The following is a 15,182-nucleotide window of genomic DNA, read 5'->3' as shown; positions in this document are numbered from 1 at the left end:
GGTGTCATGACAGGCCGAGCTCGTTGTCGATGAGGTCGAAGATCTCGTCGTCGCTGGCGCCGTCCATGCGGTCCTCGATGAAGTCGGCCGCCGTGCCGTCGCCGTCGGCCGCGGTGGCCGCCGGGTCGAGGCGGCCCAGGAGTTCCCGGAGCCGGCCGGCGAGCCGTTCGCGGTCCGCCGGGTCCTCGACACCGCCGTCGAGGGCGCCTTCCAGGCGGTCCAGTTCGGCGAGGCCGGGGGCCGGGCCGGGCCCGGCGTCGGGGACCAGTTCGGCGGCGAGGTGTGCGGCGATCGCGGCCGGGGTGGGGTGGTCGAAGAGCAGGGTGGCCGGCAGGGGGTGGCCGGTGGCGGCGCGCAGCCGGTTGCGCAGTTCCACCGCGGTCAGCGAGTCGAAGCCGACCTCCAGCAGCCCGCGTCCGGGCTCGACCTCGGCCGGGCCGCTGTGGCCGAGGACCAGGGCGGCGTGGGAGCGGACCAGGTCGAGGAGGACCCGGCCGCGCTGGGGGGCGCCGAGGGAGCCGAGGCGCCGCTTCAGCGCTTCGGGCCCGTCGGGGCCGGTGCTTGCGGCGGCGGGGCCCGCCACGGCGCGCCGGGCGGCGGGGCGCACCAGGCCGCGCAGCAGGGCGGGGACGCCGCCGGTGGCTGCCTGGGTGCGGACGGCCGCGGTGTCGAGCCGCAGCGGGAGGACGACCGGCTCGTCGAGGGTGCCGGCCGTGTCGAACAGCGCCAGTCCCTGGGCCGGGTCGAAGGCGACGATCCCGCCCCGGGCGATCCGTCGCAGGTCCGCCTCGGTCAGCCCGCCGGTCATCCCGGTGCTGTTGGCCCACAGGCCCCAGGCGAGGGAGCGGCCGGACAGCCCGTCGGCGCGGCGCCGGTGGGCCAGTGCGTCCAGGAAGGCGTTGGCGGCGGCGTAGTTGCCCTGGCCCATGCCGCCGAAGACTCCGGCGATGGACGAGAACAGGACGAACTCGGACAGGTCCAGTCCGGCGGTGAGTTCGTGCAGGTTGATGGCCGCGTCCACCTTGGGGCGCAGGACGAGGTCCAGTCGCTCGGGCGTCATGGTGGCGACGACGCCGTCGGAGAGGACTCCCGCGGCATGCACCACCCCGGTCAGGGGGTGTGCCGGGGGCAGGGTGGCCAGGAGGGCCGCGAGGGCGTCGCGGTCGGCGGCGTCGCAGGCGGTGATCTCGGCGTGCGCGCCCAGGGCGGCGAGTTCGGCGAGGAGTTCCGCCGCGCCCTCGGCGGCGGGGCCGCTGCGGCTGGTCAGCAGCAGGTGCCGGACACCGTGTTCGGCGGCCAGGTGGCGGGCGACGTGGGCGCCGATGGCGCCGGTGCCGCCGGTGATCAGGACGGTTCCGTCGCCGTCCCAGCCGGGTGCGCGGCCGGTGGCGGACAGCGGTACCCGGGCCAGTCGGGCGATGTGGACGGCTCCGGCCCGGATCGCGAGCTGGGGTTCCCCGGACGCGAGGGCTTCGGCGAGTACGGCGGGCGGGGTCTCGTGGGCGTCCAGGTCCAGCAGGACGAAGCGGTCGGGGTTCTCGGTCTGCGCCGAGCGGACCAGGCCCCAGAGTGCGGCCAGGGCCGGGGCCGGGACGTCGTCGCCGGTCACCGGGACCGCGCCCGCGGTGACCAGGACCAGCTTGGAGCCGGTCAGGCGCTCGTCGGCCAGCCAGTCGCGCAGCAGGGCGAGGACCGTGCCGAGGCCGTCGTGGACCGCGTCGCGGAGGGTGCCGGGCGGCGCCTGCGGGTCGGGGGCGGGCGGGCAGGCGGCCAGGACCAGCGGGGGCGGCGGGGCGCCCGCGTCGAGCAGTGCGGACAGCGCGGCGAGGTCGGTGACCGTACGGCCGGGGAGCGGCGCGGCACCGGAGGGCAGGGGGGTCACGGTGCCGAGCACGGTCCAGGACTCCGGGCCGGAGACGGTGCCCGCCGGCGTCCCCGCGCGCTCGGGCAGGACCTGCCACTCGGGGCGGAACAGTTCCTCGTGGTGTCCGGCGCGAGTGGCCTGGAAGCGGTCGGGCGAGACGGGCCGCAGGACGAGGGAGCGGGCCGAGACCACGGGCCGCCCGGCGGCGTCGGTCGCCCGTACGGCGACGGCGTCGCGGCCGGAGGGGGTCAGCCGCAGCCGGAGTTCGGTGGCACCGGAGGCGTGCAGGCGTACCCCGTTCCAGGAGAACGGCAGCCAGCCCTGCGCGGGTCCCTCCAGTACGTCGAACACCAGCGCGTGCAGGGCGGCGTCCAGCAGGGCCGGATGCAGGCCGAACGCGGCGGCGTCCGACTGCTGCTCTTCCGGCAGGCTCGCGACGGCGTACACCTCGTCGCCGAGCCGCCAGGCCGCGCGCAGGCCCTGGAACGCGGGGCCGTAGGCGAATCCGCCGTCCGCGAAGCGGTCGTACAGGCCGTCCGTGTCGAGGGGGACGGCTCCGGGCGGCGGCCAGGGGGCGGGGTCAGCCGATTCGGCCGGGTCCGCCGGGCCGGGGTCTCCGGCGGAGGTGAGCAGGCCGCTCGCGTGCCGGGTCCAGGGGGCGTCGGGGCCGTCGTCGGCGAGCCGGGCGTGGACGCTCAGCGGGCGGGTGCCGGAGGCGTCCGGGCTTCCGACGGTGAGCTGGAGTGCGACGGCTCCGCCCGCCGGGAGCACCAGCGGTGCCTCCAGGGTCAGTTCCTCGATCTGGTCGCAGCCGACCTGGTCGCCCGCGCGGACCGCGAGTTCCAGGAACGCGGTGGCGGGGAACAGCACGCCCTCGTAGACGCCGTGGTCGGCCAGCCAGGGGTGGCTGCGGACCGAGAACCTGCCGGTGAAGAGGAAGCCGTCGGAGTCCGCGAGCTGGGTTCCGGCGCCGAGCAGCGGGTGGCCGACCGTCTGGAGTCCGGCGGCGGGCAGGTCCGCGGTGGCCGGGCGGGCCTCCAGCCAGTAACTGCCGCGCTGGAAGGCGTAGGTCGGCAGGTCGACGGCGGGGCGGGACGGGCCACCGGAGTGGACGGCGTTCCAGTCCACGGGGACGCCCGCGACGTGCAGCCGGGCCAGGGCGGCCGTCGCCGCGGGTGCTTCGGGACGGTCCTTGCGCAGCAGGGGCAGCAGCAGCGGGCCGCCGGTGGCGGCGGCGCTGTCGGTAGAGGGGCCGGTGAAGGGGTCGGTGAAGGGGTCGGTGGCGCCGGTCAGGCAGTCCTGGCCCAGGGCGGTGAGCGCGCCGTCGGGTCCGAGTTCCAGGAACGCGGTGACGCCGTCGCGTTCCAGGTGGCGTACGCCGTCCTGGAAGCGGACGGTGCCGCGCACATGCTCCACCCAGTGGTCCGGTGAGCCGAGTTGCTCGGAGGTGGCCGGCTCGCCCGTCAGGCCGGAGATGACGGGGACGGTGGCCTCTCCCGGGACGATCCGTGCCGCGACCTCGCGGAACCCGGCGAGCATGGGCTCCATGAGGGGCGAGTGGAAGGCGTGGGAGACGCGCAACCGCCGGGTCTTGCGCCCGCGCGCGGCGAGCACGGCGGCGATCTCGTCCACCGCCGCCGCCTCGCCGGAGACCACGGTCGAGGCCGGGCCGTTGACCGCGGCGAGGCCGACGACGCTCTCGCGGCCCGCGAGCAGCGGCAGTACCTCCTCCTCCCCGGCGGCGAGGGCGGCCATCGCGCCGCCCGCCGGGAGTGCCTGCATCAGCCGACCCCGGGCGACCACCAGCTCCGCGGCGTCGGCCAGGGTGAACACACCGGCGACATGGGCGGCGGCCAGCTCTCCCACGGAGTGGCCGAGCAGCCGGTCGGGGCGCACGCCCCAGTGCTCGACGAGCCGGAACAGTGCGACGCCGAGGGCGAACAGCGCGGGCTGGGTGTACTCGGTACGGTCCAGCAGGCCGTGGTCCCGGTCGCCGGGGTCCGCGTCGATCACCTCCCGCAGCGGGCGGTCGAGCAGCGGGTCGAGTTCCGCGCAGACCGCGTCGAAGGCGTCGGCGAAGACCGGGAACCGCGCGTACAGTCCGGCGCCCATGCCGGTGCGCTGGCTGCCCTGGCCGGGGAAGAGGAAGGCGGTCTTCGCGGCAGGTCCGGTGACGCCGCTCGCCAGGTCCGCCGACGGCTCGCCGGCGGCGAGGGCGGTGAGCCCTTGGAGCAGGGTCTGCCGGTCCGTGCCGGTGAGGGCGGCCCGGTGCTCGAAGGCGCTGCGGTTCAGCGCCAGGGAGCGGCCCAGGTCCGCGACGGCGAGGGCCGGGTCGTGCTCCACGTGCCGCAGCAGCCGGGCGGCCTGCTCCCGCAGCGCGTCCGCGCCGCGGGCGGAGAGCAGCCAGGGCAGGGCGGGTACGGGGCCGGTATCCGGGGCCGGGGCCGGGCCGGAGGCCTCGGGGACTGCGGGGGCGGCGGCCGGGGCCGGTTCGGTGGGCTGTTCGAGGATGGTGTGGGCGTTGGTGCCGCTGACGCCGAACGACGACACGGCGGCCCGCCGGGGACGACCGGTCTCCGGCCACGGGGTGTCGTCGGTGAGCAGCCGGACCGCGCCGTCCGACCAGTCCACGTGGGGTGTCGGCGTGTCTATGTGCAGGGTGCGTGGCAGCGCCCCGTGCCGCATGGCCTGCACCATCTTGATGATGCCGGCGACTCCGGCGGCGGCCTGGCTGTGCCCGATGTTCGACTTCAGCGATCCCAGCCACAGCGGCTGCCCCGCGTCGCGTTCCCGGCCGTACGTGGCCAGGAGCGCCTGGGCCTCGATCGGGTCGCCCAGCCGGGTCCCGGTGCCGTGCGCCTCCACCGCGTCGACCTCAAGGGCCGTCAGTCCGGCGTCGGCGAGGGCCGCCCGGATGACCCGCTGCTGGGAGGGTCCGTTGGGGGCGGTCAGGCCGTTGCTGGCGCCGTCCTGGTTGACGGCGGAGCCGCGTACGAGGGCGAGCACCGGGTGGCCGTTGCGCCGGGCGTCCGAAAGGCGTTCCAGGACGAGCAGTCCGGCGCCCTCGGCCCAGGAGGTGCCGTCCGCGGCGGCGGCGAACGGTTTGCAGCGGCCGTCCTCGGCGAGGACCCGTTGCCGGCTGAACTCGACGAACGCGCCCGGTGTGGACATCACCGTCACCCCGCCGGCGAGCGCCAGCGAGCATTCGCCGGACCGCAGCGACCGGGCCGCGAGGTGGACCGCGACCAGCGACGAGGAGCACGCCGTGTCCACGGTCACCGCGGGTCCTTCGAGGCCGAGGCTGTACGAGATCCGCCCGGACGCCACGCTGCCCGCGCTGCCGACGCCGAGGTAGCCCTCGAACTCCTCGGAGGGTTCGGTGACACGCGACCCGTAGTCGTGGTGGCTGCATCCGACGAAGACGCCGCTCGCGCTGCCCTTGAGTGACAGCGGGTCGATCCCGGCGCGCTCGAACGCCTCCCAGGAGAGTTCCAGCAGCAGCCGCTGCTGGGGGTCGATGGTCAGCGCCTCACGCGGGGAGATCCCGAAGAAGGCCGGGTCGAAGCGGTCGGCGTCGTGGAGGAAGCCGCCTTCCCGCGCGTAGGTGCTGCCGACCCGGTCCGGGTCCGGGTCGTAGAGGCCGTTCAGGTCCCAGCCTCGTCCGGTGGGGAAGCCGGTGATCGCGTCCTGTCCGTCCGCGACGAGCTCCCACAGCTCCTCGGGGGTGCTGACGCCGCCGGGGTAGCGGCAGCTCATGGCGACCACGGCGATCGCCTCGTCCTCGGGCACCGCGGCGGCCGCGGGCGTCTGCCCGGGTGCGTCGGGCATCTCCGTGGCGGGTGCCCCCGGCAGTTCGGTGCGCAGGTGTCTGGCCAGGTCCGCGGCCGTGGGGTAGTCGAAGGCCAGGGTCACCGACAGGCGCAGGCCGGTGGCCGCGGCGAGCCGGTTGCGCAGTTCGACGGCGGTCAGCGAGTCGAAGCCGATGTCCTTGAACGCCTGGTCGGGTCCCACCGCCTCGGGCCCGGGGTGGCCGAGCACGGCGGCGACCTCGCGGCGGACCAGGTCCAGCAGTTCCCGGTCCCGCTCCGCCGGGGGCAGTGCGGCCAGCCGCAGGGCCGGCGGCTCGGCGCCGTCGGCCGTGCTCCGGGGTCCGTCCGGGGCGGCCAGTACCTCCCGTACCTCGGGCAGGTCCCCGAGGGCGGGGCTGGGCCGGAGCGCGGTGAACGCCCGGGTGAAGCGGTCCCAGGCGAAGTCGGCGACGAGGACGGCCGTGTCGTCGTGGTCGAGGGCCTGGCGCAGCGCGACCGTGGCCGTGGTGGGGTCCATGGCGGGCAGGCCGTCGCGGATCAGCCGTTCGGCGACCGCTCCGGAGGCGAGGCTGTCGCCGCCCCACAGGCCCCAGGCCACCGAGGTGCCGGGCAGTCCGAGGTCGCGGCGCTGCCGGGCCAGCGCGTCAAGGTAGGCGTTGGCGGCGGCGTAGCTGCCCTGGCCGGTGCCGCCGAGCGTGCCGGCGAGTGAGGAGAACAGCACGAAGGCGGTGAGGTCGAGTTCTCGGGTGAGCGCGTCGAGGTTGCGTGCGCCGTCGAGCTTGGGGCGCAGGACCCCGGCGGCGCGTCCGGGGGTGATCGAGTCGATCACCCCGTCGTCGAGGACGCCCGCGGTGTGCAGTACGGCGCGCAGCGGGCGCTCGGCCGGAATGCCGGCGAGCAGGTCCGCCAGTGCGTCGCGGTCCGCGACGTCGCAGGCCACCGCGGTGGCGGCGGCGCCGAGTCCGCGCAGTTCGGCCAGGAGGGCGTCGGCCCCCGGGGCCTCGGCGCCGCGCCGGCTGGTGAGCAGCAGGTGCGCGATGCCGGTGCGGGCGAGCCATCGGGCGATCTGGGCACCGAGGCCGCCGGTGCCGCCGGTGATCAGGACCGTGCCCTCGGGTGTCCAGTCGCGTACGGGCGCGGTGTCACCGAGTCCGGCGTGGACGACCCTGCGGCCGTAGAGGCCGGTGGCGCGTACCGCCAGCTGGTCCTCGCCGTCGGGGCCCGTCAGCGCTTCGGCGAGCCAGGTCGCGGCCCGGTGGTCGAGCCGTCGCGGCAGGTCGACCAGGCCGGCCCACCGCTGCGGGTACTCGACGCCGGCGACCCCGCCGAGACCCCAGACCAGGGCCTGGAGCGTGCTGTGGATCCGGTCGGAGCGGCCGACCGACACCGCGCCCCGGGTGGCGCACCAGAGCGGGGCGTCGGTGCCGAGGTCACCCAGGGCCTGGAGGAGTGCGACGGTCAGGGTGAGGCCGCGGGGAAGCGCCGATCCCTCGCCGTGGGGCTCTTCGGCCAGGGCGAGCAGCGACAGGATCCCCGCGGGTGGCCCGTCGGTGTGGTCGTGGGCGTCGCGGAGCAGTGCGGCGAACCGTGTCCGGTCGGTCGCGTCGGGGCCCGCCTCGACCAGGACGGGGGTGGCGCCGTGTCCGCGCAGGGAGTCCACGGCGAACGCGACGGCCGGATCGTCGGCGGCGCCGGCCGGGACGACGACGAGCCAGCCGCCGGTGAACCGGGGCCGCTCGGGTGCCGGCAGGGGCTTCCAGGCGACCCGGTAGCGCCAGCTGTCGGCACTCCGGTCGTCGGCCCGGCCGCGCGCCCACTCGGCGAGGGTGGGCACCAGGGAGGCGAGGGAGGCCCGCGGTTCCCCGTCCTCGACCCGCAGGGTGGTGGCGAGGGCGTCCAGGTCCCCGTGCTCGACCGCCTCCCAGAAGCCGGAGTCGGCCGGGCCGGTGCCGGTGCCGGTGGTGGCGGTGGCGGGCCGGTCGGGGGCGGTGGTGTCGAGCCAGTAGCGCTGCCGCTGGAAGGCGTAGGTGGGCAGGGGCCGCTTGCGCGCGCCGGTTCCCGCGAACACCGTGCCCCAGTCCACCGGCAGTCCGCGTACCTGGAGTTCGGTGAGCGCGGCGAGGAAGCGGCCGGGGCCGCCCTCGGCGCGGCGCAGGGTGCCGACGACGGTTCCGTCGCCGGCGCCGGCCGCTTCGACGGCCTGCTGGAGCCAGACGGTCAGCGCGGGATGGGTGCTGCACTCGACGAAGGTGTGGTGTCCGTCGGCGATGAGCGCGTCGACCGCCCGTCCGAACTCCACGGGCCGGCGCAGGTTCTCGTACCAGTACGTGGCGTCCAGGCCCAGGGTGTCCACGGGGCCGCCGCTGACCGTGGAGTAGAACGGGACGTCGGACGTCCGCGGCGTGGTGCCGCCGAGGAGGGTGAGCAGTTCCTCCCGGAGCTCCTCCACCTGGGGCGAGTGTCCGGCGAAGTCCACGCCGGGGACCGGCCAGGTCAGGACACCCGCTTCGGCGTACCGGTCGCGCAGTCGTTCCAGAGCCGCCGGGTCACCGGAGACCGTCACCGACGTCGGCCCGTTGACCGCGGCGACGTCGAGTGCTCCGCCGTGGGCGGACAGCGCTTCGCGTACGGTCTCGACGGGCTGCGGCACGAACAGCATGCCGCCACGGCCGGTCAGGGCCAGCAGGGCCCGGCTGCGCAGGGCGACGATCCGGGCCGCGTCGTCCAGCGAGAGCGCGCCGGCCACGCAGGCGGCGGCGATCTCCCCCTGGGAGTGGCCGACCACGGCGTCGGGGACGATCCCGTGCGCCCGCCACAGCTCGGCCAGCGACACCATCATGGCGAACAGCACCGGCTGCACCACATCCACCCGGTCCAGCGGGGGCGCGTCGGGCTCCTCCCGCAGGACCGCGAGCGGCGACCAGTCCAGGTACGGGGCGAGGGCGCGTTCACAGGCCGCGATCCGGTCGGCGAAGGCCGGGGCGTGGTCGAGCAGTTCGCGGGCCATGCCGGCCCACTGGGATCCCTGGCCGGGGAAGACGAAGACGGTCCTGGCCGACCGGGCGACGGTGCCCTCGACCAGACCGGGTGCGCGGTTTCCCGAGGCCAGCGCGGCCAGGCCGCCCAGCAGGGCCGCGCGGTCCTCACCGACGACGGCCGCGCGGTGCTCGAAGGCGGTCCTGGTGGTGGCCAGGGAGTGGCCGACGTCGACGGACGACAGCTCCGGATGCTCCGTCAGGTACGTGTGCAGCCGCTCCGCCTGGGCTTTCACCGCCTCGGCGGTCCGCCCGGACAGGACCCACGGGACGGTGGCCCGCGGAGCGCCCGCGTCCGTCGCACCGTTCCCGGCGGACGACCCGGCGGTGCGGACGGGTACGGCAGGCGCGTCGGACACGACGGCCGGTCCGGACCCGGCCGGCACGGCGGACAGGGGGAGTGCGGGCTCGGCGGGCGGCTGCTCGACGAGGACGTGGGCGTTGGTACCGCTCAGGCCGAACGAGGACACTCCGGCCCGGCGCGGCCGGCCGGTCTCCGGCCAGGGTGTGGCCTCGGTCAGCAGCGCGACGGCGCCCGCCGTCCAGTCGACGTTCGGGGACGGCCGGTCGATGTGCAGGGTCCGCGGCAGCTCGCCGTGTTCCATGGCCAGCACCATCTTGATGATGCCGCCGACCCCGGCGGCGGCCTGGGTGTGCCCGATGTTCGACTTCAGCGACCCGAGCCACACCGGCCTGTCGGCCGGCCGGTCCTGGCCGTAGGTGGCCAGCAGCGCGTCGGCCTCGATCGGGTCGCCCAGCCGGGTACCGGTGCCGTGCGCCTCGACGGCGTCCACGTCGGCGGTGGTCAGCCGGGCGTTCGCCAGCGCGTCGCGGATCACCCGCTGCTGGGCCAGGCCGCTGGGCGCGGTCAGCCCGTTGCTCGCGCCGTCCTGGTTGATCGCCGAGCCGCGCAGCACCGCGAGCACGGGATGGCCGTTGCGGCGGGCGTCCGAGAGGCGTTCCAGGACGAGCAGGCCCACGCCCTCGGCCATGCCGAAGCCGTCCGCCGAGGCGGCGAAGGACTTGCAGCGCCCGTCTTCGGCGAGTCCCCGCTGCCGGCTGAAGCCGGTGAACGACAGCGGGGTGCCCATCACCGTGGCGCCGCCCGCCAGTGCCAGTGCGCATTCGCCCGAGCGCAGCGACTGCGCGGCGAGGTGGACCGCGACCAGTGACGAGGAGCAGGCCGTGTCCACGGTCACGGCGGGCCCCTGGAGGCCGAGTTGGTAGGCGACCCTCCCGGACAGGACGCTGGTGGAGATGCCCGCGATGAACAGGCCCTCCAGTTCGTCGGGGACGTCGCGCAGGGTGCCGCCGTAGCCCTGGTAGGAGGCGCCGGCGAAGATCCCGGTCGGGGTGCCGTGCAGGGACGCCGGGTCGATGCCGGCGCGCTCGATCGCCTCCCAGGAGGTTTCGAGCAGCAGTCGCTGCTGCGGGTCCATGGCCAGGGCCTCGCGCGGTGAGATCCCGAAGAATCCGGGGTCGAACCGGTCCGCGTCCTGGACGAATCCGCCCGCGGCGGTGTAGCTCCTGCCGGGCCGGTCGGGGTCCGCGTCGTACAGCGCGTCGAGGTCCCAGCCCCGGTCGGTCGGCAGCCCGGAGACGGCGTCCCGTCCGTCGGCGACCAGGCGCCACAGGTCCTCGGGGGTGCGTACGCCGCCGGGGTAGCGGCAGCTCATGGAGACGATCACGACGGGGTCGTCGTCCGTGGCGGGCGGGGCCGGCGGGGGCTGCCGGACGGGGGCGGGCTCCTCGGTGGCGCCCAGCAGTCCGGTCTCCAGGTGCCGGGCGAGCGCGGTCGCCGACACGTAGTCGAAGACGACGGTGACCGGGAGCCGCAGGCCGGTGGCGGTGTTGAGCCGGTTGCGCATGTCCACGGCGGTCAGTGAGTCGAAGCCCAGGTCGCGGAAGGCACGGGCGGGGGCGACCGCGTCCGGCGAGCCGTGGCCGAGGACGGTGGCCGCGTGGGTCCGGACCAGGTCGGTCAGCACCCGGGTCCGCTCGGCCGCGGGGAGCGGCTCCAGCCGGTCGCGCAGCGCCGAGGACGTTTCCTCGGCCCCGGTCCCCGCGGTCGCCGGTTCGGCGGCCAGCGCGGCGCGCACCTCGGGGAGTTCACCGATCAGCGGGCTGGGGCGCGCCGAGGTGAACACCGTCGCGAAGCGGTCCCAGTCGATGTCGGCGACCACGACCACCGTCTCGTCGTGGTCCAGGACCTGCTGGAGCGCGGTGATCGCGACCGCGGGCGGCATGAAGAGCACGCCGTGGCCGCGCAGGGTCTCCTCCACCAGTTCGGCCGCCATCCCGGCGCCGCCCTCGGGGTTCCAGATCCCCCACACCACGGAGGTCGCGGCGAGGCCACGGCTCCTGCGGTCCTCGGCGAGGCCGTCGAGACAGGCGTTGGCGGCGGCGTAGGCGCCGTGGACGGCGCTGCCCCACACCCCGGAGATGGAGGAGAACAGCACGAACGCGTCGAGCGTGTCCCGGTCGAAGAGCAGGTCCAGGTTCCTGGCCCCGCCGGCCTTGGCGTGGAGGGTGTCGGCGAACTCGTCCATGTCGGTGGCGGGCAGTGGCACCAGCAGCCCGGCCCCCGCGGCGTGGAAGACGCTGGTGATCCGGTGGCCGTCCTGTTCGAGGCCGTCCTTCAGTGCCCGCAGAGCCTCCAGGTCGCCGACGTCGCACGGGGCCAGGGTGACCCGGGCGCCGAGGGAGGCCAGTTCCTCGGACAGCTCCGGCGCACCCGGCGCGTCCGCGCCGCGCCGGCTGACCAGCACCAGGTGCCCGGCTCCCCGCCGGGCCAGCCAGCGGGCGATCTGCGCGCCGATCCCGCCGGTACCGCCGGTGATCAGCACGGTGCCCTCGGGCCGCCAGCTCCGCCTCGGCGCGGTATCGCCCAGGGCGGACCGGACCAGCCGCCGGCCGTGGCAGCCGGTGTCCCGTACGGCCACCTGGTCCTCGTCTCCGGCCTCGCCGGCCAGCACCCGGCACAGCCGGGAGGCGGTGTCCGTGCCCAGAACCTCCGGAAGGTCGATCAGACCGCCCCAGCGCTGCGGAAACTCCAGCGCGGCGACCCGGCCCAGACCCCAGAGCAGGTGCTGCGCGGCGCTGACCGCACTCCCGGTGTCCTCGCCCCCGACCGACACCGCGCCCCGGGTCGCCCACCACAGGGGCGCCTCGGTCCCGGCGTCGCCGAGGGACTGCACCAGGGCCAGGTTGAGCGCGGTGCCCAGCGGGACGGAGGGGTGCGCGGAGTGCGGGCGCTCGTCGAGGCCGAGCAGCGACAGCACTCCCGTCAGCGGTCCCGGCAGCGCGTCGAGGCAGGCGCGGACCAGGTCGGCCAGCACGGCGCGGTCGGCCTCCGCCTCGGTGAGCCGTACGTGGACCACCGAGGCCCCGGCCCGCTCCATGACGTGGACCGTCGCCTCAGTCCGGCGCGCGCCGTCCTCGGCCTGACCGTCCGACGACAGTACGAGCCAACTGCCGTCCAGCGCGGCCGGGGGGCCCTCGGGCAGAGCTCGCCAGGTCACTCGGTAGCGCCAGGAGTCGGCCACCGAACGCTCGGTGCGCTCGGCGCGCCAGGTGGCGAGCGCGGGCAGCACCACGTTCAGCGGGTCCTCGGGTGCCACCCCGAGAGTCGTGGTGAACCGTTCCAGGTCACCCCCGCCCAAGGCCTCCCAGAAGCCGTCGCCCTCCGAGGACGTACCGGAAGGACCGCCCGCCGCCGGGCCGGTGTCCTCCAGCCAGTACGGGCGGCGCTGGAAGGGGTAGGTGGGCAGGGAGACGCCGCCGTCCGGATGGTGTCCGGCGAACACCCGGTCCCAGTCGGGCGACAGACCGCCCGCATGGGCCTCTCCCAGAGAGGTCAGGAAGCGGTCGAGGCCGCCCTCGCCGCGCCGCAGCGTGCCGACGACCACGGCGGGGCCCTGCGCGGAGCCGGCGGTGTCGGCCTTGTCGGCGGTCTGCTGGACACCGAAGGTGAGCACGGGGTGCGGACTGGCCTCCACGAAGAACCGGAATCCCTCCCCCAACAACGTGTCCGTGGCCTTCCCGAACTCCACCGTCTCCCGAAGATTCCGGTACCAGTACCCGGCATCCAAAGACTTCGTATCCAGCCAGCCACCCGTCACCGTCGAAAAGAACGGCACCGAACCCGAGACAGGAGCAACCCCGGCCAGATCGGAAAGCAACCCCTCACGGATCTCCTCCACATGCGAGGAATGCGACGCGTAATCCACCTCGATCAACCGCGCCCGCACACCTTCAGCGACACATCCGTCCACCAGCTCAGCGACCGCGTCCGCGTCACCCGACACCACCGTCGACAACGGCCCATTCACCGCCGCCACCGACAACCGACCACCCCAACCAGCCAGACGCCCACGCACCTCACCCACCGGCAACGACACCGACGCCATACCACCCCGACCCGCCAACACCCCCACCGCACGGGAACGCAACGCGACCGCGCGGGCACCGTCGTCGAGGCTCAGGCCGCCCGCCACGCAAGCGGCCGCGATCTCACCCTGGGAGTGGCCGACCACCGCATCCGGAACCACACCGAACGACCGCCACACCTCCGCCAACGACACCATCACCGCCCACAACACCGGCTGCACCACATCAACCCGCGCCAACAAACGCTCCGAACCCAACGCCTCCGCCAACGACCAATCCACAAAAGGCGCCAACGCCCGCTCACACTCAGCCATCCGCCCCGCGAACACCCCCGACCCACCCAACAACTCAGCGGCCATCCCCACCCACTGCGAACCCTGACCCGGAAACACCAACACCGCACGACCCGACGACACCCCGTCACCCCGCACCAGCCCCGGCACCGACCGGCCCTCGGCCAGGGCTTTCACGCCGTCGATCAGCTGGTCCGGGCCGGTTCCCACGACCACGGCCCGCCGCTCGAAGGCGGTACGCGTGAGGGCGAGGGCGCGGCCGGTGCCGGCGGCCCGCAGGGGTCCGGGACCGGCGTCCAGGTGTGCCAGCAGCCGGGCCGCCTGGTCGCGCAGCGCCTCGTCGGTACGCCCCGACAGCACCCAGGGCAGCGGGTACGCGTCGCCGTCGGCAGCGGGTTCGGCCACCGGTTCGGCTTCCTCGGCCGGGGCCTGTTCCACGATCAGGTGGACGTTTGTGCCGCTGACGCCGAAGGCGGAGACACCCGCCCGGCGGGGGTGTCCCGTGTCGTCCCAGGCGCGGGCCTCGGAGAGGATTTCCACGGCCCCCGACGCCCAGTCCACCATGGGCGTCGGCCGGTCCGCGTGCAGGGTTCGGGGCAGTTCGCCGTGCCCGATCGCCAGCACCATCTTGATGACGCCGCCCACTCCGGCCGCCGCCGAGGTGTGGCCGATGTTCGACTTCAACGAGCCCAGCCACAAGGGCCGTTCGGCGGGCCGGCCCTGGCCGTACGTGGCCAGCAGGGCCTGCGCCTCGATCGGGTCGCCGAGGGTGGTGCCGGTGCCGTGCGCCTCCACCACGTCCACCTCGGACGCCGTCAGCCCCGCGTCCGCCAACGCCGCACGGATCACCCGCTGCTGCGACGGACCGCTCGGCGCCGTCAGACCGTTGCTCGCACCGTCCTGGTTCGTGGCGGAACCGCGGATGACGGCCAGCACCGGGTGCCCGTTGCGCCGGGCGTCCGACAGCCGTTCCAGCAGCAGGACTCCGGCGCCCTCGGACCAGCCGGTTCCGTCCGCGTCGGCCCCGAACGCCTTGCAGCGGCCGTCGGCCGACAACGCGCGCTGGCGGCTGAACGCCACGAACGCGTCGGGGGTCGCCATCACCGACACACCACCGGCCAGGGCCAGCGTGCAGTCGCCCGCCCGCAGGGCCCTGATCGCGAGATGCAGCGCGACCAGGGAGGAGGAGCAGGCCGTGTCCACGGTCACCGCGGGCCCTTCCAGGCCCAGGGTGTAGGCGATCCGGCCGGAGACCACACTGCTCGCGGTCCCGGTGTCCAACAGGCCCTGGACGTCGGGGAGGTGGCGCGAGCCCGCGCCGTAGCCGTTGCCGATCGCCCCGAGGAAGACACCCGTGCCGGTGCGCCGCAGCGCGCGGGGGTCGATCGCGGCCCGCTCGACCGCCTCCCAGGCGGTCTCCAGCGCCAGCCGCTGTTGGGGGTCGGTCGCCAGGGCCTCGCGCGGCGAGATGCCGAAGAACTCCGCGTCGAAGTCGGCCGCGTCGTGGAGGAAGCCGCCGTGCCGGGTGTAGGAGGTGCCGGAGTGGTCGGGGTCAGGGTCGTAGAGGCCCTCCAGGTCCCAGCCGCGGTTCACCGGCCAGCCGGAGACCGCGTCGGCTCCCCGGGAGACCAGATCCCAGAGCAGTTCGGGCGTGTGGGCGCCGCCGGGATAGCGGCAGGCCATGGAGACGACGGCGATCGGTTCATGGCGGGCCTGCTCGGCCTCGCGCAGCTGCCTCCGGGCGTCACCGAGGTCCGCGGTGGCGCGCCTGAGGTAGTCGAGCAGCTTCTTG

1 protein-coding gene is annotated in these 15,182 nt (G+C 75.2%); it reads right to left on the bottom strand.

What is annotated here, in order from left to right; all coding sequences use genetic code 11:
• Positions 1–4 precede the first annotated feature (4 nt).
• Positions 5–15,175 carry a type I polyketide synthase gene (locus B9S64_RS32350; RefSeq protein WP_375153045.1) on the bottom strand — a complete coding sequence of 5,057 codons (15,171 nt, stop codon included), beginning with the start codon at positions 15,173–15,175 and terminating at the stop codon, positions 5–7.
• Positions 15,176–15,182: the final 7 nt, after the last annotated feature.

Origin of the sequence: Streptomyces sp. SM18 (assembly GCF_002910775.2) — a bacterium.
GTDB lineage: Bacteria > Actinomycetota > Actinomycetes > Streptomycetales > Streptomycetaceae > Streptomyces > Streptomyces halstedii.
Note: the sequence above shows the minus strand (reverse complement) of the source record. Positions and strands in the feature narration are given on the sequence as shown.